Source organism: Methylophaga sp. SB9B (assembly GCF_004832235.1).
Lineage (GTDB): Bacteria > Pseudomonadota > Gammaproteobacteria > Nitrosococcales > Methylophagaceae > Methylophaga > Methylophaga muralis.
On sequence record NZ_SSXS01000003.1, the window covers coordinates 15,749 to 40,120 of the forward strand.

The window sequence follows — 24,372 nt, forward strand, 5'->3', positions numbered from 1 at the left end:
ATCCATAATCACCACATCTGGCTGAAAGGTTTTGTAGTTTTGATAGCTTCAGCGGCATCTCGCGCGTCAGCAATAACGGTTAAATTAGGCTGTTTTTGTAGTAATGAACGATAACCTTCACGTACGATGGCATGGTCATCGACCAGCAGGATTTTTATGTCTATTTCAGTCATTTTGGATTCTCTGCGGAAACATCAACCGGCGGGTTCACCGGTAAATCTATCAACAGTTTTAAGCCTCCTTCATTATGGGTATCCATCGTAATTTTTCCGCCTAAAGCATTAACTCGTTCCGAAATGCCCAATAATCCCACGCCCATGTGTTGATTCAAACTTTCGCGTTTGGCTTTGCCGTTATCCTCAACCTGCAAAATCAGATGATCATGGCTGCTAAACATCAGCTTGATATTGGCCTCACTGGCATCTGCATGTTTAGCGATATTGGTTAGTGATTCCTGCACAATGCGATATAAATTGACCGGCAGTGGTTCGGGAAGGGCATCAACACCTTCAGCTATTTGCAGATTGAACTGAGTTTCACCACCCGTGCGCTGATTCCAGCTTTTAATCAATTTTTCCAAACTGCGCGTCAAGCCCAATTCATCGACATCTGCCGGACGTAAACGTGTTAATAAGCCCCGTAAGGCCGACATCATGTGTTCAGTAATATGACTGATGCCTTCGGTTTCGCTGAGAATAGAGGGGCAATCTTTACGCGCTGTCTGGCTTATGGAGGTGGTCAACGCATTGATACCGGCCAGGCATTGACCAAACTCATCATGCAGTTCGCGGCTGATATAACGATGCTCCTCTTCCTGGGCATTAATCAGTTTCAAGGCAAGTTGACGATTCTCGGCCATGATATGTTGCTGACTGGCGGCTAAAGCATTAATCGCTTCGCTGGTTCGTCGCCATTCACCAATATCAAAACTGGGAATACGGGTTTGTAAGTCGCCTTGGTGCATTTTTTCTAATCCCCGAACAATCAATTGAGCCGGGCGTAGTAGTTGGTGAATGGTCACAAATACCAGTAATGCGACAGCAAAAATACTCACCGACAGAATGCCAAATACTGCCCGCAAATTACTCCAGGCACGAGCAATCTCCGTTTCCACATTTAGCGACACCAAGATGTTGCCATAAGTAATAGCATTAAATGAAAAACGGCGGCTTGCTTCGTAATTTGGCTGAAACAGCTTTTGATAGATCTCACCAAACCAATGTGGCCACCGTGTTTCATCATGAATCACTTCATTACACAAACTACGCCGGCGACTTTCAGTGCGAGACAAAAACTGTACACAAGAGCCTGGCACGCCGTTGAGTTGTTGCAGGATATCGGTATCTGGAAATGCGACTGAATAATCATAGCGAGAAAACATTTTCAGCAATTGTTGAGTCAATTGTTTTTCAATACGTTGGGCGGTTAAATCAGCTTCCAATTTGGCTTGTTTATCGGTCTGATACAAAACATAACCGGCACTCCCCAGCAGACAGACAAAACCTATCAACATGATTCTAAAGAAAAGCTGCAGTCTGAGATTCATGGATTATCCGAATATACAATGAGCACAGTCTAGGCGTAGATTTGTGCTCTGCAAAGCGTGCTGGCATCACACGGGAAATTTGCCCGATGTCCATGGGCAAATATCTGATGTGCTGATTTGGCTTTCAAGGTTTAATGCATGACATAAAAAGCAATATGAGTATGCTTGCTCTTAAGTTCATATAGTTTGGTCGGTTTCATATCCATCTGTTTGATGATAGATTCCTGCAGTAATTAAAAGCATAAACCTGAGTGGATAGTGCTGAATTCCCAGAAAAATGGCTAACACGGGATTTCTGGACTTTTGCTGTTAGTCTATCGCTTAAGAGTTTAATTATAAGCATCGCTTGAAGAGTCACAAATGACTTACTGTTAGCTCTTAGAATAAGTAAGTCTTAATAAAAAATATTACCTAATAAAAGGGGAGAGAGAATGTCGGATAAGCAGCAACTGAATACTGCTCGTGAACATGCGTTGGCACTGGAAAAAGTAGTCAATGATGTGGTGATTGGTCAACATCAGGCCATCCGTTTGATTTTGATTGCCTTACATGCCCGTGGTCACGTTTTACTTGAAGGTGGTGTCGGGGTGGGTAAAACCACTTTGCTGCGTGCTTTTTCCAAAGCCTTGGGTGGTGCTTTCGGTCGTATCGAAGGTAGTGTCGATTTAATGCCTAATGATCTTCTTTACAGTGCCTGGGTGAATGCTGATGGTAAGCCGGTAATTGAGCCCGGCCCACTGATTGCCAAAGGTGAAGAAACCGCGGTGTTTTTCTTTAACGAAATCAACCGGGCGCGCCCACAAGTTCAATCTTTACTATTAAGAGCAATGGCCGAACGTAGTGCTGAAGCCTTCGGTAAAGAATATCGCTTCCCGCATATGATTGTATTTGCTGATCGTAATGCCGTCGAAAAAGAAGAAACCTTTGAACTGAGTGCTGCAGCGCGAGATCGTTTTCTATTTGAAATCAATATCAGCCGTCCACTGGAAGATGAATCACGCCGTAAATTGATTTTTGATCCAGCTTTCCATGATGTAGATGCTTTGCTCAGTTCAATCGGCGCGCCTTTATTAAATTATCGTGATCTCAATGAATTAGATCGTGATATTCAAAACAGTGTGTTTGTCTCACCGGAAATTGAAAACTATGTCGTGCGTTTGTGGGATGCCAGCTGGGAACCACACAAACTCGGTATTACTTTACCGGATGTTTATGTTGAAGATCTGGTCGTGGCCGGAGCCAGTGTTCGTGGTATGTCAGCGATGGTGCGAGCTGCCAAAGTTTGTGCCTGGTTGGAAGGCCGTGATCATGTTCTGCCCGACGATATTCATTTTGTATTATTGCCATCTCTCACGCATCGCGTGTTCCTGTCGCCGGTCTATGATGGCCGCCGTGAACAGTTGATGCCGCAATTTATTCAGGCGTTACGCGATCATATAGCTACACCTTAAGTAGGCAAACTTCATGAAGCCTATTCAACCTCAGGAATTTAGCTACCGCTTTCCGGATAAGGTGTTTGGTCATGTGCCCGGTGCACATAGCGGAACAGCTTTGGGCAGCGGTGATCGTTTTGCCGGTTTTGCTGATTTATTTGATTATCCAGATCCTCGGCGTCTGGATGTAAGAGCCAGTTTACGGACCAATATTGCTGATTCAGCTTTAGGAAATCAGGAACGCTGGTTGGTTCGACGTTATCAGCAACGTTCATCCATTACCTTATGGTTACTCTCGGATCTAAGCCGATCGATGTCGGTTTCCAGTGTCAGTAACGAACGAGTTGCCCGACTGGCGCATATGATTGCTCATAGCTCTATCCGCTTTGGTGATCGTTTTGCCATGGCTGGGTTTGATGCGATCTGGCGTAAAGATGTCTCAGTAATGCCTACCAGACAACGCAGCATGCCTGCTGTTGCTGCAGAAAAAATTATCAACGCGACTCCGCCAACAGCACCCGGTGCGGAAGGTTTGTTTGATGCAGCAGATTTGATTAGCAGCAAACGCGCAATTGTGTTCCTGGCTTCGGATTTTTGTTGTGATATTGATTTGGTGGATCGCACATTACGCAAACTTGCCCATTACACGGTTGTGCCTATCGTCTGGCAGCATGATGAAGTCGATCATTTGCCTTCACATGCTGGCTGGACAGAAACGCGGGATTCCGAAACTGGCAAGCGTCATAGTGTGTGGATCCGTCCCGGCATCAAAAAACGTTGGCAACAACAACTGGATGATCACTTTGAGAAATTGACGGCCTGCTTTATGCGTTATCGCGTCAAGCCGCTTTTTGTCTCTGGAGAAGTTACTCCGCAACAGCTGACCCAGTATTTCTCCGCCATGAAAAAATCATAGGAATGCAAACAATGCGTCGTTTGATCTTTGTTATCAGTTTTATATTCAGCAGCCAGCTAATGGCTGAAGAAGTCACCATCACTCTGGATCGCAGTTGGGGTTTATTGATTGGTGACGAGGTTGTTGCCAGTGTGAATTTACCCATCAATACCAGTGAGATTGATCAGGATAGTTTGCCGCAACTCGGAAAACGTCATGGGCCGTGGTTATATCTGCAAGAAGTCATTGCTGATGGTGAGCAGCTGCAATTGCATTATCAGCTCGTCAATGTGCCAGCTGAAACACGCCAACTTGCCACACCAACCTATACCCTAAGAACAATGGCAGGGGAGCTAATAACCATTCCATCGACCAGTTTTTCTGCAGGTTCTTTTTTGAATACAACAGATGATGCAACTACAGTGACGTTGCGTGGTGATCATCAGCTATTAGCAGCTGATTTCGCACCGTTACAAAAACAACTGTTTTATGCCACGTTAGTTGCACTGTTAACAGCATTGATCTGGTTTATCTGGCATATCGGTCTGCGTCCTGGCAAACGTTTACCGTTTGCTAAAGCAGTGTTTTCGATGAATAAACTACGCTGGTTCGGTCATAAAGATGTCGATTCGGCCACCCGGGTGATGCATCACGCCTTCAATGAAAGTGCAGGTACAGTAGTGATTTATAGTCAGATACAACAGTTGTGGGATAGCTGCCCATGGTTAGTGGATTTGCAGCCCGAAATTACGCGCTTTTATCAGCAATCGGCATCACACTATTTCGCCCGAAATTCGCAGCAATCTGCAGATTTTGACAGTTTGATCAAACTGGCTCGTGCCTGTCGGGCGAGGGAGAAAATGGCATGATGCTGTTTGGCCTCGAATGGGCTTATCCTTTGATGATTTTGCTGCTGCCGTTGGCGTTATTGCCATGGTTCAACAACAATCTCGATAAAACGGTCGCATGGACGGCGTTAGTACCTCACGATCCGCTATCTCGAACCATTAGCTTAAGTCTGAAAGTACTGTCTTCCGTGGTGATTGCATCGCTATTACTCGCGGTTGCCAGTCCAGCTATACCGGAACGTACTGTGCAACGCTTTGGCGAAGGTGCAGAGATTGTTCTATTGCTGGATCGCAGTCGCAGTATGGATGATGCATTTGCTGTCACCACTCAGGCGGCGAATTACTCGGTTGCTGGTGATAACTCCAAGCGTCGGGTTGCCAGAACCTATCTAACGGAATTTGTCAAAAAACGTCCAGATGATCGATTTGGATTTGTATTTTTCAGTACCAACTCCATCAATCTGCTGCCGTTGACCTACAGCAAGGAAGCGATTCTCAACACCATTGAAGCTAATTCTTTGGGTAAGGGCTTATCGGATACTAACTTGGCCGATGCATTGATGAACTCAGCCATTATGTTTGAAGATCAGCCTTATCGTGGTGCTCGTATTGTTTTATTGGTATCTGATGGTGGTCAGTTGATGACCGATGAGGCGATGGAATTGATTACCCAGCGCTATAAAGAGATGAATCTCAGTATTTACTGGATATATCTCAAGTCCAGACAGGAAATGACGCTGGAACCTTCAGAGAATGACAATATTTTGTATACCGATATACCTGAACGTAAAGTTCACGAGTTTTTTAAAACTATCGGCGTTCCCTATCGGGCATTTGAAGCAGGTTCACTGGAAGACTTTGCGAAAGCGATGGATGAAATTGATGAACAGCAATATCAAACGCTGATTGTCGAAGAGCTGGTACCTCACGAACCTAAAGCCGATTGGTTTTTATGGTTAGCCTTGCTCGCTATGCTGCCATTGGCAAGCTCACATTTATACAGTTACTGGGGAGTTCGAAAAGCACATGAGTAATACATTGAAATTATTGCGAGTGGGTTTGCTGGCAACACTCATAATCAGCTTGCTGATAATGGCTTTTACCGCTTGGCAATTGTGGCGTCAGTCCGAGATCGAAGCGTTTGTGGCTGCCCCTCAGGAGTTTGAATCCATACCCGATCACCCACGAGCTCATTTTGCTCAAGGTGCTTATCTGGTAAGTCAGGAAGAAACCGATGCGGCTTTGGAACAATTCACCTTGGTGTTGGCAAGTCAGCAAGGGCAATGGTTGCCGGCAGCCTATTTCAACCGAGGCAATATCAATCTACGTGAAGCCATGACCATGCAAGGCAATGATCCTCGAATGATTCCTTTAGTTGAGTTGGCTAAACAGGATTACCGCAGTGCCTTGTTACAGCAACCCACTTTCTGGGATGCACGCTTTAACCTCGAAGTAGCTTTACGTTTGGTGCCGGAAGATCCTGATATGGATGGCAATTTCGACAAACAGGAAATCTACAGCGAACGTAGTATTGAAACCAAGGCATTTAAGGTTGATCTGCCATGAGTTTGAGTTATCCCAAACGCATATTTTTAACAGCACTGGTCATGTTGATTGGGCTGTTGATGATAATTGCAGCGCTTTGGTTGCCACCGATTGATCGTGAAATCGAGGTAATGGATAGCCTATTTGTCATTGATATTACCGACAGCATGAATGTTGAAGATGTCAGGTTTGGCAATGAAAATATTAATCGACTGGACTGGGCCAAAGAATATACCCGTCAGGCTATCCTCAGTATGCCGTGTGGCTCACATGCAGGGTTGGCGGTATTTAGTGAAGCACGCAGTTTGATTCTGATGACGCCGGTCGAGGTGTGTGCCAATTATCATGATCTGATGCAGATGCTGTCGCAGTTTCATCCGACTATGGCTTGGGCACGCTCCAGTGAAATGTCTAAAGCGCTTTACACGGCTATCCGTCAAGCTAAGGAAATCACGCCGCAACCCACAGTGGTGTTTTTAACCGACGGTCATGAAGCACCTCCCGTGCATGAAACACTGTTTCCGAAGTTCACCGATACTCCAGGCGAAGTTCCAGGAATTATTGTGGGCATTGGTGGTAGTGACTTATTGCCGATTCCTAAAACCAACGAGTTTGGCGAAATTGAAGGCTATTGGGGAATCAATGAAGTTATGCATCGCGATGTATATGCCTCAAGCCGGGGTGATGCAGCCGAGTTAAATGAAAACCGCCCACGTACCGAACATATGTCCTCGCAAAAGAAATCGCATATGGAAACAGTGTCGAAACGGGTCGGTTTTGAATTTATTTCATCACCAACATCTGCACAAAACCTGATTAAAGAAATGCAGAAGATTTCAGTTACCCGTCAGCAGCCGGTGAAATACGATCTATTTGTCTGGCTGGCATCAATTGCATTGATTTTGTTGATTCTGGTGTTTTTACCATACAGTTTGTTTATTAAGCAGCATGATTAAAATGCTTCTTACTATGTCATGATGAAATGGATTTTATCGACATGACTTCTCGCTGATTTTAATGGTTAAAGGTAAAGCATGAGTTGGTCTAACCCATATCTGCTTTATCTGCTGCCACTGGCAGTATTGCCATGGCTGAGTCGCAATAACGAAAAGCAAATCGTCTGGCAGGCATTGTTACCCAAGGATAGTGCTTCCGTTGTAATTGGTTTTACCCTGCATTTGTTAGCTTCTGTGACATTAGCATCACTCATTATGGCTCTGGCCGGGCCACATATTCCTGAACATACAGTACAGCGCAGCGGGCAGGGAGCCGAGGTCATTATATTGCTGGATCGTAGTCGTAGCATGGATCAACCTTTTGCCCGACGACACCGTTTTCGACTTTCTACTGAAATGAATTTTAAAGAGAGTAAACGCAGTGTTGCCCGCTATTATTTAACAGAATTTGTAAACAGTCGGCCTGATGACCGATTTGCTTATCTGCTGTTCAGTGAGCAGGCCACGACTATTTTGCCATTGACCTATAGCAAAGAAACCACATTGGCAACAATTGAAGCTGGTGGTTTGGGGCGAGGTCTAACCAAGACAGATATCGCTGTGGCGTTAAAACAAGCGGGAAAAATGTTTGATGGCGAAACCTATCGTGGTGCGCGAATTGTGCTGCTTATTTCTGATGGCGGACAAATTTTATCCACGGAACAAGAGCAACAGATCAGCCAATTGTTACGCGAAAATCAACTGACCTTGTATTGGATTTATATGCGTTCAGTCACTGGTATGACCCTAGACGAAAAGCCGGGCGAAAGTATCTTATGGCAAGGTGCGCCGGAACGGCAGTTACATAATTTCTTTAACACGTTGGAGGTTCCGTATCGAGCTTTTGAAGCGGGATCACTGGAAGAGTTTTCCGAAGCAATGGCAACGATAGATCAACAGCATTATCAGACCTTAATGCTGGAACAACGCATGCCACGACAATCTTTAGCCGATTATTTCCTGTGGGTGGCGCTACTGAGTTTGTTGCCGCTCACCGCATCACAGTTATACACTTGGTCGGGTGTATCACAAGCTTATCATCCAAAAAAGCACTGACTATTTTCTCCAACAGCGGGTTGAATGTTAATTGAATACTATGCCAATTCACTATCTGGATATTTCACTCGATAAACAACTTTGTGAGCTTTGGTTGCATGATGAGGTGGTGTTTTCCGCAGCCGTTTCAACCGCATTAACTGGTGCTGGCGAACAAGAAAACTCGGGCTGCACGCCAAGGGGATGGCACACGATTCGAGCCTGTATCGGCGAAGGCCAGCCAGTGAATACCGTCTTTCGTGGCAGAAGACCCACCGGTGAAATCTATAGTCCCGAATTGGCCGGACAGTTCCCCGATAGAGACTGGATTTTAACGCGGATTCTTTGGTTAAGCGGATTAGAGCCTGGCAAGAATCGACTGGGAAATGTTGATACAATGCGTCGCTATATTTATATACATGGCACACCGGATAGCGAGCCCATGGGCATCGCCAAATCTCACGGTTGTATCCGCATGCATAATCAGGATTTGCTGGCATTGTTTGATCTGGTCAAACCGGGCCTGAAAGTCTTTATTCACGAATAAGGTATTAACATGACACTAGGCCCATTAATGGTCGATCTGGTTGGCTTTACAGTCAGCGAGAAAGAAAGAGAAATTCTCCAACATCCATTAGTGGGCGGCGTCATCCTGTTCAGTCGTAACTATGAATCTCCCGAGCAAATTGCTGCACTGACAACAGAAATTCACGCGCTGAGACAACCACATCTGATTATTGCTGTCGATCACGAAGGTGGTCGGGTTCAGCGTTTCCGTGAAGGTTTTAGCAGACTGCCACCTGTTGGAACGCTGGGACAGCATTACATGCAACATCCACAGCAAACGCTTAAGCAGGCAGAAGTGACTGGCTGGTTAATGGCCGCAGAGTTACGCGCTGTCGGAGTGGATTTCAGTTTTGCACCGGTTCTGGATCTGGATTACGGCATTAGTGAAGTGATTGGTGATCGTGCGTTTCATCGTGATCCGCAAGCGGTCACCAAACTGGCTGCCGCCTATATCAGCGGTATGAAACAGGCTTCAATGGCGGCTGTCGGTAAGCATTTTCCCGGTCATGGGGCCGTGGAAGTGGATTCTCATCTGGGGTTACCAGTTGATAAACGTCATCTGGAAGATATGTGGCAGGCCGATATGTTGCCGTTTCGCCAACTATGTTCACATACCTTGGCAGGCATCATGCCGGCACATATTGTTTATGAAAAATGCGACAGTCTGCCGGCTGGTTTTTCGCCATACTGGATTCAGGAAATTCTGCGTAAACGTATGGGCTTTCAGGGCGCAGTCATCAGTGATGATTTGAGCATGGCCGGTGCTGCAATAATGGGTGACAGTACGGCCCGCGCTGAAGCAGCTTTGGCTGCAGGCTGTGATTTATTGTTGTTGTGCAATAATCCGGCTGAAGTCGAAAGTGTGCTGGATAATCTGAAATGTGAAGCCGATCCGCTAAGACATATGCGTCTGGTGCGACTGCATGGCCGACATCCGATTGATCGCGATACACTGATGGCCAGCGAGCAATGGAAACAGGCGGTTTATACCGTTGCCAACTATGCTCCTGATACCGATCGGCAACTGGATCTTGCCTGATCATTTATCGATAGATCAGTCTGATACTGTCAGCTGGCAGTGTTATCATTTTGCTTTGAATTAAATAACTGTCTAATGACCTCGCAATTCGTACACCTTCATTTACACACTGATTATTCTTTGGTTGACGGCCTGGTTCGTATCAAACCGCTGGTCAAGGCTGCTGCTGCGTCTGGCATGCCGGCGATTGCCATTACTGATCAACATAACCTGTTTGCCGCCGTCAAACTTTACAGCGCGGCAATGCAGGCTGGGGTCAAACCGATTCTGGGTGCCGATATCCGGTTGCGGGACAGTAGCGACAGCAAAAAAAGCCTGCGTATGGTGTTGCTGTGCAGCACGATGGAGGGCTATCACAACCTGTCGCGTTTGATTTCCAGAGCCTATACCGAAGGACAGCATCTGGGTGTGCCCATGCTGGAACCTGAATGGCTTGACGGGCAAACAGATGGCTTGATTTGTTTAAGTGGCGGGCGTGAAGGGGTGTTAGGCCGTGATTTGCTGGGCGGTCGCCAAGCAGAAGCTGAACAACTTGCCAGACACTGGATGCAGCTGTTTCCCAATCGTTTTTATCTGGAACTGATCCGTACTGGCCGCGAAGATGAAGAACGTTATATTCAACAAGCATTACAGCTTGCCAGTGAACTCGATCTGCCAGTGGTTGCCACCAATGATGTGCGGTTTTTAACTCCGGATCAATTTGAAGCGCATGAAGCCAAAGTTTGTATTAATGAAGGCCGATTGCTCGATGATCCGCGTCGACCACGGATGTATTCTGAACAGCAATATCTGCGTAGCCCGGAAGAGATGGTGCGCTTGTTTGCGGATATTCCCGAAGCCATCAGCAACACAGTTGAAATAGCCAAACGTTGTAATGTTCCACTAACGCTGGGCGAACATTACTTGCCGGATTTCCCGGTGCCAGATGGCATGACGCTGGCGCAATTTTTCTCCAAAGAATCGTTTGAGGGATTAGCTGAAAGATTGCCGGTGTTGTTTCCGGATGAAACCATCCGTGAACAAAAACGCGCCGAGTATGAGTCGCGGTTACAGATTGAACTCGACGTTATTAATGAAATGGGTTTTCCCGGTTACTTTTTAATTGTTGCCGACTTTATCCGCTGGGCTAAAAACAATGGCGTTCCGGTAGGTCCGGGGCGGGGTTCCGGTGCCGGCTCTCTGGTGGCCTATGCCTTAAAAATTACCGATATTGATCCGCTGCAATACGATCTGCTGTTTGAACGGTTTTTGAACCCAGAACGGGTATCTTTACCTGACTTTGACGTCGACTTTTGTATGGATGGCCGGGATCGGGTTATCGATTATGTGTCTCGTCATTACGGCCGGGATCATGTCTCGCAGATCATTACCTTCGGTACCATGGCCGCCAAAGCGGTATTGCGCGATGTAGGTCGTGTTTTAGGTCATCCTTATGGCATGGTTGATCAGCTGGCCAAGCTGGTGCCATTTGAACTGAAAATGACACTGAGTAAGGCGCTGGAACAAGAGCCGCAGCTCAAAGAGCGTTATGACAAGGAAGAAGATGTTCGCGGCTTGATTGATTTGGCGTTGCAGCTGGAAGGTCTGACCCGAAATGTCGGTAAACATGCCGGTGGTGTGGTCATCGCACCAAAAAAACTGACCGATTACACCCCATTGTATTGTGAGCAAAATGGCGCCGGGCTGGTGTCGCAATATGATAAAGATGACGTAGAAAGTGTGGGCCTGGTCAAATTCGACTTTTTAGGCCTGAAAACCCTGACGGTTATCGATTGGGCGGTTAAAAATGTTAAGGCGATGTTGCCGGCTGACGAAGCTGACAAGATTGATATCACCTTGCTGCCGCTGGATGATAAGCCCAGTTACGATTTGTTGAAACGGTGTGAAACCACGGCGGTATTCCAGTTGGAATCGCGTGGTATGAAAGAGCTTATCAAACGACTGCAACCGGATAATTTCGAAGACATTATCGCTTTGGTAGCCCTGTTCCGACCCGGCCCGTTGCAATCGGGCATGGTTGACGACTTTGTTAATCGTAAGCATGGTCGTGCCAAAGTCGACTACCCGCATCCTGATTTAGAACCCGTTCTGAAACCCACCTATGGGGTTATCGTTTATCAGGAACAGGTAATGCAAATCGCGCAGATCCTGGCCGGATACAGTCTGGGCGGCGCCGATATGTTGCGTCGGGCGATGGGTAAGAAAAAGCCTGAGGAAATGGCCAAGCAGCGGCAAATCTTCCTCGAAGGCGCGAAAAATCGCGGCATCGAAGAAAATACCGCCGGACCGATTTTCGACTTGATGGAAAAATTTGCTGAGTACGGTTTTAACAAATCGCATTCAGCTGCTTATGCATTAGTTGCCTATCAAACGGCCTGGCTGAAAGCCCATTATCCGGCAGCGTTTATGGCGGCAGTATTGTCAGCGGATATGGACAATACTGATAAAGTCGTCGGACTGATTGATGAATGTCGGGATATGAATCTCACCGTGCTGCCACCGGATGTGAATTTCAGCAAAATCCAGTTTACCGTGGAAAATGAAACCACCATCCGTTATGGCATGGGTGCTATTAAAGGCGTCGGTGAATCAGCCTTGGCCGGTATAGTTTCAGAACGTGAACAGGGAGAAGCATTTACCTCTTTATTTGATTTCTGTCGTCGGGTCGAGCTGAAAAAAATCAACCGCCGAGTGATGGAGTCATTAGTCAAAGCCGGTGCATTTGATTCTTTGGGCGGACATCGTGCCAGTCTGGAAGCAAGCCTGAGTAGGGCGATGCAAATTGCAGAACAGCATCGTCGCGATACCGATAGTGGTCAGAATGATTTATTTGGTCTGGCCGAGCCATCACATGCCGATCAACCGCAAACCGATTTACTAGAAGATGTTCCCGAATGGCAGGAAGAGCAGTTACTGCGAGCTGAGAAAGAGACATTGGGTTTATATTTAAGCGGACATCCGATTGATCGTTATGCTGATGAACTGGCCCAATTTATTCCCAAAAAAATCAGTGAACTGGATGCACCGGAATCCAAAGGTTACCAGCGAAATGAGATCCCATTACTGACTGCCGGTTTGATAGTAGCGATTCGCACCATGAAATCCAAAAACGGCAGTCGCATGGCATTTATTACCTTAGATGATCAGACTGCGCGGCTGGAAGTACGTGTATTTGGCGATATCTATGAACAATATCAGAGCGTGATACAGCCCGATAAGCTGGTGGTTATTCAAGGTAAGATTGGTCAAGACAACTTCAGTGGTGGTCTTGCCGGAACTGCCGAGTCGGTTTATGACTTGCAGAAAGCGCGCGAATTATTTGGTAAAGCCGTTCAACTTACAGTGAAACAACATGGCGAAGATTCACAATGGATTGCACAAATGCAAGCTGTTATGTCACCGTTTTGTGGTGGTGTGATTCCGGTAGAGCTTAAATATCTCAACCAGGATGCCGAAGTATTGATTCGCCTGGGCCATGACTGGCAAATTACGCCATCGGATACCCTGCTCAAAGAGCTGGCGGATCTGCCCGGAAGTGAAACTGTGACTGTGCGCTATTAAGTAATGAAATCGGCTTTGTCGTCTGAAATCTATCGTGTACGATTACTGCAACTTAAACGCTTATTCTTCAAAGGATTGCTAACGTGGAAATGATGCCTTATTTCAAACTGATGGCTGATAAAAATGCCTCAGATTTGTTTTTTTGTACGGCGACTGAACCGCAAGTCAAAATTCAAGGGGTGATTCGACCCGTTGGCAGCAAAAAAATGCTGACCGGAGAAGTGAAAGCGTTAGCCTATTCGCTAATGGATGAACAACAGATCGCCGAGTTTGAAAAAACATTGGAAATGAACTTTGCGGTGCCAGTGCATGGTGTAGGTCGATTCCGGGTCAATATCTTCCGGCAGCGCGGTGAAGTATCGATGGTGATTCGCTACATCCGCATCCATATCCCCAATTTTGAAGAAATGAGTTTGCCGCAGGTGCTAGGCAGTGTAGTGATGGAAAAACGGGGTCTGATTCTGGTCGTTGGTGCCACCGGCAGTGGTAAGTCGACGACATTAGCCGCGATGATCGGTCACCGTAATCGTAATTCCGGTTCGCATATCCTGACCATTGAGGATCCGTTGGAATTTGTGCATTCACATCAACGTTCAATCGTGCAGCAACGCGAAGTGGGTATTGATACTCTGTCATATGAAAATGCCTTGAAAAATGCATTACGTGAAGCGCCGGATGTGATCCTGATTGGTGAGATCCGTGATATGGATACCATGAAGCACGCCATCAATTACTCTGAAACAGGTCACTTATGTTTAGCGACATTGCATGCCAATAATGCCAATCAGGCATTGGATCGCATCATTAACTTTTTCCCGGAAATGATGCATCGGCAGATCCTGATGGATTTATCGCTGAATCTGCGAGCAATTATTTCGCAACGTTTATTACCGTCGGTTGAAGATGGAAAATTGGTACCCGCAGTAGAAGTGATGCTCAGTTCACCGTATATCGCTGAATTGATTAACAAAGGTCAGATCAGCGCGATTAAAGATGCCATGAAAGAAAGCAGTGAACCCGGCACTATTACCTTTGATCAGGCCCTGTTGGCGTTGTATCGGGAAGGCAAAATTTCTCAAGAAGATGCACTGCGTAATGCCGATTCACGTAATGACTTGAGTCTGGAAATCCGCATGGGGGCATCCCACGATGATAATGATTCGGATGATGAATTAATCCTCAGCTGAGCGTAACCATAGGGCTTGCTGATCTTTCATAGTCGTCAGCAGTGGAAGATATGAAAGATCAGCAAGCCCTAGTGCGTGTATAATCGACCTATTTTGATTCGAAGGTAATTTTGTAATGCAGTTGAATTTCCTTGACTACGAGCAGCCTATTGCCGAGCTGGAAGCTAAAATCGACGAACTTCGCTACATGAGCAATGACAGCGATCTGAATATCACTGAAGAGATTCAGAAGCTGAAGGAAAAAAGTGAATCGCTAACGCGCTCCATTTTTTCCGGATTAACGCCATGGCAAGTTACTCAAATGGCGCGCCATCCACAGCGCCCTTACACATTTGATTACATCAAACATCTGATTACCGACTTTGAAGAACTGCATGGTGATCGTGCCTACGCAGATGATCAGGCATTAATTACCGGAATGGGCCGTTTTAACGGTCAACCTGTGATTGTCATTGGTCATCAAAAAGGCCGTGATACCAAAGAAAAAGTGGCGCGCAATTTTGGTATGCCACGCCCAGAAGGCTATCGCAAAGCGTTACGGGTAATGAAATTGGCCGAACGTTTTGGCATGCCGGTATTAACCTTTATTGATACTCCTGGGGCTTACCCTGGTATCGGCGCGGAAGAGCGTGGTCAGAGTGAAGCAATTGCCCGGAACCTGTTTGAAATGGCCAAATTAAAAACGCTATCATCAGCACCGTTATCGGTGAAGGTGGTTCTGGTGGAGCATTGGCGATCGGTGTTGCTGATCATTTGATGATGCTGCAATACAGTATTTATTCCGTTATATCTCCTGAGGGTTGTGCATCCATTTTATGGAAAAGTGCTGAAAAAGCCTCAGATGCTGCCGCGACACTGGGTGTGACGTCGGATAGATTGAAATCGCTGGGGCTGATTGATGAAATCGTCAAAGAACCATTAGGCGGTGCGCATCGTGATCCCGAAGCGCTGATGGCAAATATCAAAACAGCAATCGATGGCAAAATGAAACAGTTAAAAGCGATGTCGGTTGATGAACTGGTTAAACGTCGTCAACAACGTTTATTAGCTTATGGTGCCTTTGAAGGCTAGAGCCTGTTGAACGTGAATCTCCTTAGATTTTCCAAGTGTCGCTTGACACAAAATTAGTGATTAAAACGATCCGCAAACTCTGCGGATCGTCTACTTTATGGGTAGCCTATAGCGGCGGAATGGATTCCCATGTGTTGCTGCATCTATTGGCACAACATCGTAGTCAATTTCCTCACACTATCCAGGTGGTCCATGTAGACCATCAATTGCAATCCCAATCAGCCGATTGGGCAGAGCATTGCCAAAAGATTGCTGAATCCTTACAACTGCCATTTCATTACCTGAAAGTTAACGTGACTGATATTAGACAGTCGGGACTTGAATCGGCCGCCCGCAGTGCTCGCTATGACGCAATCGCTAAACTGATCAACGACGATGGCATTTTGCTGACTGGCCAGCATTTACAAGATCAGGCTGAAACTCTGATGCTGCAATTACTACGCGGTGCCGGAAATCGCGGCTTAGGTGCGATGAAAGCTATGTCGGTGTGGCAAACCATGAGAATTGTCAGGCCCTTGTTAGCTATCTCTCGTGAAGATCTATTGGAGTACGCCACCGCCCACCAGTTGCAGTGGATTGAAGATCCCAGCAATCAAAATACCGAGATAAATCGTAATTTTTTACGACATCAAGTTTGGCCGTTGCTACAAAACCGTTGGCCTGCCATCAATCAAAATCTGGCACGTTCCGCGCAAAACCTGCAGGAAAGCCAAACTCTGCTAGATGAGTTGGCGCAGGAAGATTTGCTTAAGCTCGAAGCGGATCTGCAAGACGGCAGTTTAAGCATAGATAAATTGCTGATGTTAAGCGAACCGCGACAGCGTAATGTGCTGCGATTTTTTATGGCCAAGTTGAATATGGCACTGCCATCACGGATAAATTTACAACGCATTTTGGATGAAGTTTGCTTGGCTGCTATCAATGCTCAACCGCAGGTTATTTGGCATGAATATGTTGCCAGACGCTATCAAAACAGGTTGTATCTGAACAGCTCGTTAGTACTCTCTCCAATATGTTCATCAGAGCAGATCCACAATCAACTACCAAGGTTGCTGGATGAAGAGCATCGATTGGTCTGGAAGACAGAACAGGGCAAGGGAATTCGTGCAGAATTATTTAGCGCCGGTCTGACATTGAAAAATCGTCAAGGTGGTGAAAAAATCCAGCTGGCAGGAAAGGCTCATCATCAAACTTTGAAAAAATTATTTCAGCAATGGCAGATTCCGGTTTGGCAACGTGACAGCATCCCTTTGTTATTTGCAGATCAGCAGTTAGTCGCAATTGTCGGTTATGGGTGGGCTGAAACAGCCAAGCCACAATCTGACCAAACGGGCTGGGTACCGATGATAGAGCGTATTTGTCAGGGAGATTTTGATTGAGCGAATCGGGCAATTCTGATACTTTATGACGATATTTTTGAGTGTGGCTATTCTGGCTGCACCGCTATTGCAAAAACTCTCCATAATATGACTAAATTTATATTTGTCACTGGTGGTGTTGTGTCGTCTCTCGGTAAGGGAATCGCGGCGGCTTCACTGGCAGCGATTCTCGAAGCCCGTGGCCTCAAAGTCACCATGGTTAAACTTGATCCCTACATTAACGTCGATCCCGGCACAATGAGCCCACTGCAACATGGTGAGGTTTTTGTAACGGATGATGGTGCTGAAACCGATTTGGATCTGGGCCATTACGAGCGGTTTATTGATGCCAATATGACCAGCCGTAATAACCATACTACCGGGCAGATTTACGAAAATGTTATTCGTAAAGAACGTCGGGGTGAGTATCTCGGCAATACGGTACAGGTCATTCCGCATATCACTGATGAAATCAAACGCTGCATCTTTGAGGGCGCAGGTGATGCAGATGTGGCACTGATTGAAATCGGCGGTACGGTCGGCGATATTGAGTCGCTGCCGTTTCTTGAAACCATTAGGCAGATGGCGACTGAACTGGGTCGTGATCGTGCGTTGTTTATTCACTTAACGCTGGTGCCGTATATCGCTTCTGCTGGTGAAATTAAAACCAAACCAACGCAACACTCTGTTAAAGAATTACGCACTATCGGTATTCAACCGGATGTATTGCTGTGTCGTATGGATCGACCGTTACCGGAATCCGAACGTCGTAAAATTTCATTGTTTACCAACGTGCCAGAAAAGTCAGTTATTACTTGTATTGATGTTGACAGCATTTACAAAATTCCGATGGAATTACACAAACAAGGTCTTGATGACATTGTGGTGAAACAACTGGGTCTGGATGCCAAACCAGCTGATCTGAGCCAATGGCAACAGGTCTATGAAAACCTGTCTAACCCACAGGGCGAAGTAAATATCGCCATGGTCGGCAAATACATGGAGCTGACCGAAGCCTATAAATCACTTTCAGAATCGCTGGTGCATGCGGGTATTCATACCCGTACCAAAGTTAATGTGCATTATGTCGATTCCGAAATGATCGAAAAAACCGGCACAGATTGCATTGCCAATATGGACGCGATTCTGGTTCCCGGAGGCTTTGGCAAGCGCGGTGTTGAAGGCATGATCTCCACAGCGCAATACGCCCGTGAAAATAACATTCCTTATCTGGGTATTTGTCTGGGTATGCAGGTTGCGGTGATCGAATATGCTCGTCACAAAGCCGGCCTGACTAATGCGTTCAGTACCGAGTTTGATGCCAACACGCCACATCCGGTCATTGGTTTAATTACCGAATGGCAAAAGGAAGATGGCAGCGTCGAGCAGCGTGACCACGATTCCGATTTGGGTGGCACGATGCGTTTGGGTGGCTATCCATGCGTACTCAAACCGGGCTCCTTGGCACAGCAAATATATGGTGCTGATGAAATCGTTGAACGTCATCGTCATCGTTATGAATTTAATAACAATTACAAACAACAATTAGAAGATGCTGGCTTGCTGTTTTCTGGTATGTCCAAAGACAATTCTTTGGCGGAAATGATTGAAATCCCTGGTCACCCCTGGTTTGTTGCTTGTCAGTTTCATCCGGAATTTACCTCGACCCCAAGACATGGTCATCGTCTGTTCGAGGGTTTCATCAATGCCGCACTGACAAATCATAAAAAACGAGGACAGCAGTAATGCAATTATGTGGTCATGAAGTGGGTGGCAAACAGCCGTTATTTTTGATTGCCGGAACCTGTGTCATTGAGAGTGAACAGATGACGATGGATGTTGCAGGTCAGTTAAAAGAAATGACCGATAAACTCGGTATCCCGTTTATTTATAAATCTTCATTTGATAAAGCCAATCGCACTTCAACTTCAACCTATCGCGGACCGGGACTTGAAGCCGGTATGGCGATTCTGGAAAAGGTCAAAAAAGAATTTGGTCTGCCGATTCTGACCGATGTACATGAAGATACGCCATTGGCTGAAGTTGCCAGTGTAGTGGACGTATTACAAACCCCAGCATTCTTGTGCCGTCAGACAAATTTTATTATTAATGTGGCCAGCCAAGGCTTGCCAGTCAATATTAAAAAAGGCCAGTTTCTAGCTCCGTGGGATATGCAACATGTTGCGGATAAAGCCAAATCAACCGGCAACCAGCAAATCATGTTGTGTGAACGTGGTACTTCATTTGGTTATAACACTTTGATTTCGGATATGCGTGGTTTGCCGACGATGCGTCATATGGGCTGCCCAGTCGTATTTGATGCGACCCATTCGGTGCAGCAACCTGGCGGTCAAGGTGGTAAAAGTGGCGGTCAAAGACAGTTCGTGCCCGTATTGGCACGATCTGCTGTTGCCGCAGGTATTGCCGGTCTGTTTATGGAAACCCATCCGGACCCGGAAAAAGCATTGAGCGATGGCCCCAATTCCTGGCCGTTAGCTAAAATGCAGGCATTACTCGAGACATTGGTCGCTATCGACAAAACAGTTAAACAACAAGACTTTATCGAAGACGCCTATCTGTAATAGATAATTTAAGATCGGAAAAGGATTCTTATCCGGCTTCTTCGCCTCATTCATCGGAGAAAATTATGAGCAAAATTATTGATATTCGTGGTCGTGAGATTTTGGATTCTCGTGGCAACCCAACAGTTGAAGCAGACGTTATTCTGGAAAGCGGTGCTATGGGCCGGGCAGCAGTACCCTCAGGTGCTTCAACTGGCGCGCGCGAAGCAATCGAATTACGCGATGGCGATAAATCACGCTATTTGGGTAAAGGCGTTACCAAAGCCGTTGAAGCAATCAATAACGAATTACGCTCTGCTGTTATCGGCATGGATTGTTTTGAACAAAACGCTCTGGATGACAAATTAATCGCCTGCGATGGTACTGAGAATAAACAACGCCTTGGTGCAAACGCCATTTTAGCGGTTTCGATGGCAACGGCTGTTGCTGCCGCAGCTGAGAAAGGTGTGTCTCTATTTCGCCACCTTGGTGGTGATAAAGCCGTTACTTTACCGGTGCCGATGATGAATATCATTAACGGTGGTTCGCATGCTGATAACAGTGTGGATTTTCAGGAATTTATGATTGTTCCAGTCGGTGTAAAAAGCTTCAAAGATGCGTTACGTGCTGGCACCGAAATTTTCCACCATTTAAAAATGGTTTTATTGGCTCAGGGCTTGAATACTGCTGTTGGTGATGAAGGTGGCTTTGCTCCTGATTTGTCTTCAAATGAAGCTGCGATGGAGCTGATTATGCAAGCCATCAGTAATGCTGGTTATGAACCTGGCCGTGATGTCATGATTGCGCTGGATGTGGCCAGTTCCGAGTTTTATAAAGATGGAATGTACCGCCTCGAATCTGAAAAACGTAGCCTGACAGCTGCCGAGTTCACCGATCTTTTAGAAAGCTGGTGCAACAAATATCCGATCATCAGCATTGAGGATGGTATGGATGAAAACGATTGGGATGGCTGGAAACTGTTAACCGATCGTTTGGGTGATCGTATCCAGTTGGTCGGTGATGATTTATTTGTCACCAATAGCGCCATCTTGAAACAAGGTATTGAAGCGAAGGTTGCCAATGCAATTTTGATTAAATTAAATCAAATTGGCACATTGAGTGAAACGCTCAACGCGATGAATATGGCGGCTGAGGCGGGCTACAAGTCGATTGCTTCACATCGCAGTGGTGAAACCGAAGATACTTTTATTGCTGATTTGGCCGTTGCTACCCAATGTGGACAAATCAAGACGGGTTCATTGTCACGTTCGGATCGCGTTGCTAAATACAATCAATTGCTGCGCATCGAAGCCGAATTAGGTGACGCCGCGGTTTATCCTGGTTTGCAGGCATTTCCATCTAGATGATATTCGCTGCATGAAAACAGTACTTATTGTACTGACCTTTATATTTGTGATGCTGCAATATCGTTTGTGGCTCAGCCATGATGGCTTGCCGGCTTTATTGCGTTTGCATCACACAGTAGAAAAGCAACGAGTTGATAATTCTAAGTTAGAAGAACGCAATCAGGTGTTAGCTGCTGAGGTTGCTGATTTGAAAAGTGGCCTCGATGCGCTTGAAGAACGTGCTCGTAGTGAACTGGGTATGGTGAAACCCGAAGAAACTTTTTTTCATATCATCGATATACCTGAAAATGAGCAGTAAAGTCTGGGCAATTGTCCCGGCGGCGGGGATCGGCAGCAGGATGCAAGCCGATCGCCCAAAGCAGTATTTATTGTTGAATAATCATCCGGTTATTTTTCATACCTTAAGCCGTTTGGTCAGCCATCCACAAATTGAAGGGGTTGTTATTGCCTTATCAGCAAATGATCCCTATTGGCATTCTTTGAATTTACCCACTGATTGGCCGGTTCACACCACGATAGGCGGCGATGACCGGGCAGAATCAGTCAGCAATGCTTTACAGTTGTTACAGAACCTGACGGACACAAATCCATGGGTGTTAGTACATGACGCAGCGAGACCCTGCATTAGACATAGTGATATTGATGCCATGTTGCAACAATTAGGCAATGATCCTGTCGGTGGAATTTTAGGTGTGCCTTTAACCGAAACCGTTAAACGAGTTGATGCCAATAATCATATCGAAGCTACAGTTGATCGTAGTGGTCTATGGCGGGCTGCTACGCCGCAGATGTTTCGCTTAATGGCGTTGTCTGAAGCATTAACTCAGGCCAGACAAGCCAATATCAATGTTACTGATGAAGCCAGCGCAATGGAGTTTATGGGTTTGAACCCTAAAATTGTTGCTGGTCATGCTGACAATATCAAAATTACCTTGCCGCAGGATCTGGCATTAGCCGCGTTATTTTTACAGCAACAGGAAAATGGAGAAGCTGCGTGAGAATTGGTCATGGCTATGATGTACATCGGTTTGCTGAAAACTGCGCGTTAATTATCGGCGGGGTGACAATTCCACATACGCATGGCCTAGAAGCCCACTCTGATGGTGATGTTTTGATTCATGCGATATGTGATGCCTTATTAGGCGCTGCCGGTTGGTGGGATATCGGTCACCATTTTCCGGATACGGATATGGCTTTCGCAGGCATTGATAGTCGTGTGTTATTACGCCGGGTTTATGATGATTTGGCTGCTGCTGGCTGGCAGGTTGGCAATGTCGATGCAACGGTAGTCGCTCAGGTTCCAAAATTAGCGCCATTTATCCCACAAATGCGTGAGTTGCTGGCCAGTGATCTGCAGATTGATCCCAGTTCAATTAATATCAAAGCTACTACTACCGAAAAACTCGGATTTGCAGGGCGCAAAGAGGGTATTGCTGCTCATGCTGTTGCGCTTATTAAAAAGGTTGAATCGGTTTGAAACATTTTGATTATTTATCATTGCCGCGCCAATCTGACAGTGCAGCAACTTGCAGTGGTCAATTGCGTGAAAAAGCAGTTTATTTTGAAGTGGAAGAACATCTGCCATTTTCGCCTGAAGGCGAAGGTTCACACGTCTGGTTATACGTGCAGAAAACCGATACCAACACGGATTGGCTGGCGCAGGAAATAGCCCGATTTGCAGGTGTTTCACCCGTTGCGGTTGGCTATGCCGGACTTAAAGATCGCCATGCGGTGACTTCGCAATGGTTCAGTGTCAACTTACAAGGCTTGCCGGAACCAGACTGGCTGGCGTTTGAAAATGAACAAATCAAAATCATTAAAGCTGTACGGCATAGCAAAAAATTAAAACGCGGCGCGCTGGCTGGCAATCGTTTTCGATTGCGTTTAACTAATATCACCGGCGATGCGGCTATCTGGGAAAAGAATCTGCAAACAATTGCCGAGCAGGGTGTACCAAATTATTTTGCTGAACAACGCTTTGGCCATTTTGGCAATAATCTGAAAAAAGCCGATCAATGGTTCACCGAAGGCACCGAACCGAAAAAGCGTAATCAACGCAGTATCATTATTTCCGCTGCGCGTTCCTGGTTATTTAATCTGGTAATGGCTGAACGTATTCGTCAAAACAACTGGAACCAAATGCTGGCAGGTGATGTGATGTTACTGGCCGGTACCCGAGCCAGTTATTTTGTCGCAGAAAGCAAAGATGATGTGCTTGAACAGCGGATCAAGGAAATGGATATTCATCCAACCGGTCCTTTATGGGGGAAAGGTGAGGCTATCAGTAAAGGCGAGACGCTTGCTCTGGAACAATCGGTTTTGGCTGACTGGCAAGATTGGCAGCAGCAATTGGAAAAGCTGGGCTTAAGTCAGGAACGTCGAGCATTGCGATTATTCCCGCAGAATTTTCAATGGCAATTTATCAACGAGAGCAGTTTACTGTTAGAGTTTGAGTTGGGGCCGGGAAGTTATGCCACGGCTGTACTGCGCGAACTCGCTGAAATTCAGGATATGTCGCAAAAAATTTCCACAGCATCTCCGGGTCTGAACGAATAAAAACCAGTTGATCTGAAGGAGGCTGATATGAAGCTGTCTGTAGATAAACTATTTTGGCTGACATTGGTTTTATTGCCATTAACCGCTCATGCAGAACGCTGGCATGCCGTTAGTGATCCTAAACATACCGCAGTACTGGAATTATTTACTTCAGAAGGTTGTGGCAGTTGCCCTCCTGCCGAACGCTGGTTATATCAACAACAGCAAAATAATACTGAGCTTAACTATATTGTTTTAGGTTTTCATATTGATTATCTGAATGATCAAAAAGGCTGGGTCGATGCTTTTGCCAAACCGGCTTTTTCCGAACGGCAGAAGCAATTAGCGTTGTTGAATCGCTATCAGACCATTTACACGCCGGAATTTGTGCTCAGTGGCGAATCGTTGCCAAATTGGCGGGAAAATCTGCAGGAGGCTGTCAGTTTTCTTAATGAGTTTGATGCCCAGGCTAAGATTCGTTTATCAGCTTATCGGATTGATGATGCGTTAATGATCGACAGTCGCAGTCAGGTGACTGGAGATGAAAACCGTCAACACAGCAAGCTGTATATTGCGATTATTGAAGATGATGTGAACAGTGAAGTGCATGGTGGCGATAATGCCGGAAAGACTTTCAATCACCAGAATTTGGTGCGTGAATGGTTAGGGCCGTTTGCGCTCGAGACATCCGGTGAAACATTTATCGAACATCAGGTGAAACTTATGCCTGAATGGCAGCAGGACAAATTGAAACTAGTGGCACTTATTCAGAATTTATCCGATGGCTATATTTTACAAGCCGTGGAATTACCCTTAACACAATAGAAGT

The 24,372-nt window shown here is 46.1% G+C and carries 22 protein-coding genes and 1 pseudogene; 21 read left to right on the plus strand and 2 right to left on the minus strand.

Annotated elements, in window-relative coordinates:
- Nucleotides 1–8: 8 nt before the first annotated feature.
- Both E8Q33_RS15915 and E8Q33_RS04045 read right to left on the minus strand, forming a co-directional pair.
- Nucleotides 9–173 carry a response regulator transcription factor gene (locus E8Q33_RS15915; RefSeq protein ID WP_247869916.1) on the minus strand — a complete coding sequence of 55 codons (165 nt, stop codon included), beginning with the start codon at nucleotides 171–173 and terminating at the stop codon, nucleotides 9–11.
- On the minus strand, nucleotides 170–1,546 hold the full coding sequence (locus E8Q33_RS04045) for a histidine kinase (protein ID WP_136553020.1): 1,377 nt from the start codon (nucleotides 1,544–1,546) through the stop codon (nucleotides 170–172). The genes E8Q33_RS15915 and E8Q33_RS04045 overlap by 4 nt, the downstream gene beginning before the upstream one ends.
- Nucleotides 1,547–1,977: 431 nt before the next feature.
- Between E8Q33_RS04045 and E8Q33_RS04050 the strand changes: the two genes are divergently transcribed.
- From E8Q33_RS04050 to E8Q33_RS04150, 21 genes and pseudogenes are all read left to right on the plus strand, one after another.
- On the plus strand, nucleotides 1,978–2,997 hold the full coding sequence (locus E8Q33_RS04050) for a MoxR family ATPase (protein WP_069296351.1): 1,020 nt from the start codon (nucleotides 1,978–1,980) through the stop codon (nucleotides 2,995–2,997).
- Nucleotides 2,998–3,010: 13 nt separating this feature from the next.
- A complete protein-coding gene (locus E8Q33_RS04055) occupies nucleotides 3,011–3,895 on the plus strand; it encodes an MxaS protein (RefSeq protein ID WP_069296352.1) in 885 nt (294 codons plus the stop codon).
- An 11-nt stretch (nucleotides 3,896–3,906) separates the two neighbouring features.
- Nucleotides 3,907–4,743: a hypothetical protein gene (locus tag E8Q33_RS04060; protein WP_136553022.1), complete on the plus strand. Its 837-nt coding sequence runs from the start codon at nucleotides 3,907–3,909 to the stop codon at nucleotides 4,741–4,743.
- On the plus strand, nucleotides 4,740–5,756 hold the full coding sequence (locus E8Q33_RS04065) for a VWA domain-containing protein (protein WP_136553024.1): 1,017 nt from the start codon (nucleotides 4,740–4,742) through the stop codon (nucleotides 5,754–5,756). Before E8Q33_RS04060 ends, E8Q33_RS04065 begins: the two co-directional genes overlap by 4 nt.
- Nucleotides 5,749–6,288 carry an MxaK protein gene (locus E8Q33_RS04070; RefSeq protein WP_069296354.1) on the plus strand — a complete coding sequence of 180 codons (540 nt, stop codon included), beginning with the start codon at nucleotides 5,749–5,751 and terminating at the stop codon, nucleotides 6,286–6,288. The genes E8Q33_RS04065 and E8Q33_RS04070 overlap by 8 nt, the downstream gene beginning before the upstream one ends.
- On the plus strand, nucleotides 6,285–7,223 hold the full coding sequence (locus E8Q33_RS04075; protein ID WP_136553026.1) for a VWA domain-containing protein: 939 nt from the start codon (nucleotides 6,285–6,287) through the stop codon (nucleotides 7,221–7,223). Before E8Q33_RS04070 ends, E8Q33_RS04075 begins: the two co-directional genes overlap by 4 nt.
- A gap of 78 nt (nucleotides 7,224–7,301) precedes the next feature.
- On the plus strand, nucleotides 7,302–8,318 hold the full coding sequence (locus E8Q33_RS04080) for a VWA domain-containing protein (RefSeq protein WP_136553028.1): 1,017 nt from the start codon (nucleotides 7,302–7,304) through the stop codon (nucleotides 8,316–8,318).
- A 40-nt stretch (nucleotides 8,319–8,358) separates the two neighbouring features.
- The gene (locus tag E8Q33_RS04085; protein ID WP_136553365.1) at nucleotides 8,359–8,844 is read left to right on the plus strand and encodes a L,D-transpeptidase; all 486 of its coding nucleotides are present in this window, start codon (nucleotides 8,359–8,361) and stop codon (nucleotides 8,842–8,844) included.
- A gap of 9 nt (nucleotides 8,845–8,853) precedes the next feature.
- Nucleotides 8,854–9,903 carry a beta-N-acetylhexosaminidase gene (nagZ, locus tag E8Q33_RS04090; protein WP_136553030.1) on the plus strand — a complete coding sequence of 350 codons (1,050 nt, stop codon included), beginning with the start codon at nucleotides 8,854–8,856 and terminating at the stop codon, nucleotides 9,901–9,903.
- A 75-nt stretch (nucleotides 9,904–9,978) separates the two neighbouring features.
- Complete coding sequence (dnaE, locus tag E8Q33_RS04095) at nucleotides 9,979–13,464, plus strand: DNA polymerase III subunit alpha (protein WP_136553031.1); 3,486 nt, start codon at nucleotides 9,979–9,981, stop codon at nucleotides 13,462–13,464.
- 83 nt (nucleotides 13,465–13,547) lie between these two features.
- Complete coding sequence (locus E8Q33_RS04100; protein WP_136553033.1) at nucleotides 13,548–14,651, plus strand: PilT/PilU family type 4a pilus ATPase; 1,104 nt, start codon at nucleotides 13,548–13,550, stop codon at nucleotides 14,649–14,651.
- Between the two features lie 115 nt (nucleotides 14,652–14,766).
- Nucleotides 14,767–15,722 (plus strand): annotated as a pseudogene (locus E8Q33_RS04105) (acetyl-CoA carboxylase carboxyltransferase subunit alpha).
- Between the two features lie 35 nt (nucleotides 15,723–15,757).
- On the plus strand, nucleotides 15,758–17,101 hold the full coding sequence (tilS, locus tag E8Q33_RS04110) for a tRNA lysidine(34) synthetase TilS (RefSeq protein WP_136553035.1): 1,344 nt from the start codon (nucleotides 15,758–15,760) through the stop codon (nucleotides 17,099–17,101).
- 87 nt (nucleotides 17,102–17,188) lie between these two features.
- On the plus strand, nucleotides 17,189–18,826 hold the full coding sequence (locus E8Q33_RS04115; RefSeq protein ID WP_136553037.1) for a CTP synthase: 1,638 nt from the start codon (nucleotides 17,189–17,191) through the stop codon (nucleotides 18,824–18,826).
- Nucleotides 18,826–19,662 (plus strand): 3-deoxy-8-phosphooctulonate synthase, encoded by an 837-nt coding sequence (gene kdsA, locus E8Q33_RS04120; protein ID WP_069296363.1) that lies wholly within the window; start codon nucleotides 18,826–18,828, stop codon nucleotides 19,660–19,662. Before E8Q33_RS04115 ends, kdsA begins: the two co-directional genes overlap by 1 nt.
- A gap of 65 nt (nucleotides 19,663–19,727) precedes the next feature.
- Nucleotides 19,728–21,008 carry a phosphopyruvate hydratase gene (gene eno / locus E8Q33_RS04125; RefSeq protein WP_136553039.1) on the plus strand — a complete coding sequence of 427 codons (1,281 nt, stop codon included), beginning with the start codon at nucleotides 19,728–19,730 and terminating at the stop codon, nucleotides 21,006–21,008.
- Between the two features lie 10 nt (nucleotides 21,009–21,018).
- Nucleotides 21,019–21,306, plus strand: coding sequence for a cell division protein FtsB (gene ftsB, locus E8Q33_RS04130; protein ID WP_136553041.1), 288 nt, complete (start codon nucleotides 21,019–21,021; stop codon nucleotides 21,304–21,306).
- Entirely contained in the window at nucleotides 21,296–22,006 is a 711-nt protein-coding gene (gene ispD / locus E8Q33_RS04135) for a 2-C-methyl-D-erythritol 4-phosphate cytidylyltransferase (protein ID WP_136553043.1), read from the plus strand. Before ftsB ends, ispD begins: the two co-directional genes overlap by 11 nt.
- A complete protein-coding gene (gene ispF / locus E8Q33_RS04140) occupies nucleotides 22,003–22,485 on the plus strand; it encodes a 2-C-methyl-D-erythritol 2,4-cyclodiphosphate synthase (RefSeq protein ID WP_136553045.1) in 483 nt (160 codons plus the stop codon). Before ispD ends, ispF begins: the two co-directional genes overlap by 4 nt.
- Nucleotides 22,482–23,564 (plus strand): tRNA pseudouridine(13) synthase TruD, encoded by a 1,083-nt coding sequence (truD, locus tag E8Q33_RS04145; protein ID WP_136553047.1) that lies wholly within the window; start codon nucleotides 22,482–22,484, stop codon nucleotides 23,562–23,564. Before ispF ends, truD begins: the two co-directional genes overlap by 4 nt.
- A gap of 27 nt (nucleotides 23,565–23,591) precedes the next feature.
- Complete coding sequence (locus E8Q33_RS04150) at nucleotides 23,592–24,368, plus strand: thioredoxin family protein (protein ID WP_136553049.1); 777 nt, start codon at nucleotides 23,592–23,594, stop codon at nucleotides 24,366–24,368.
- Nucleotides 24,369–24,372: the final 4 nt, after the last annotated feature.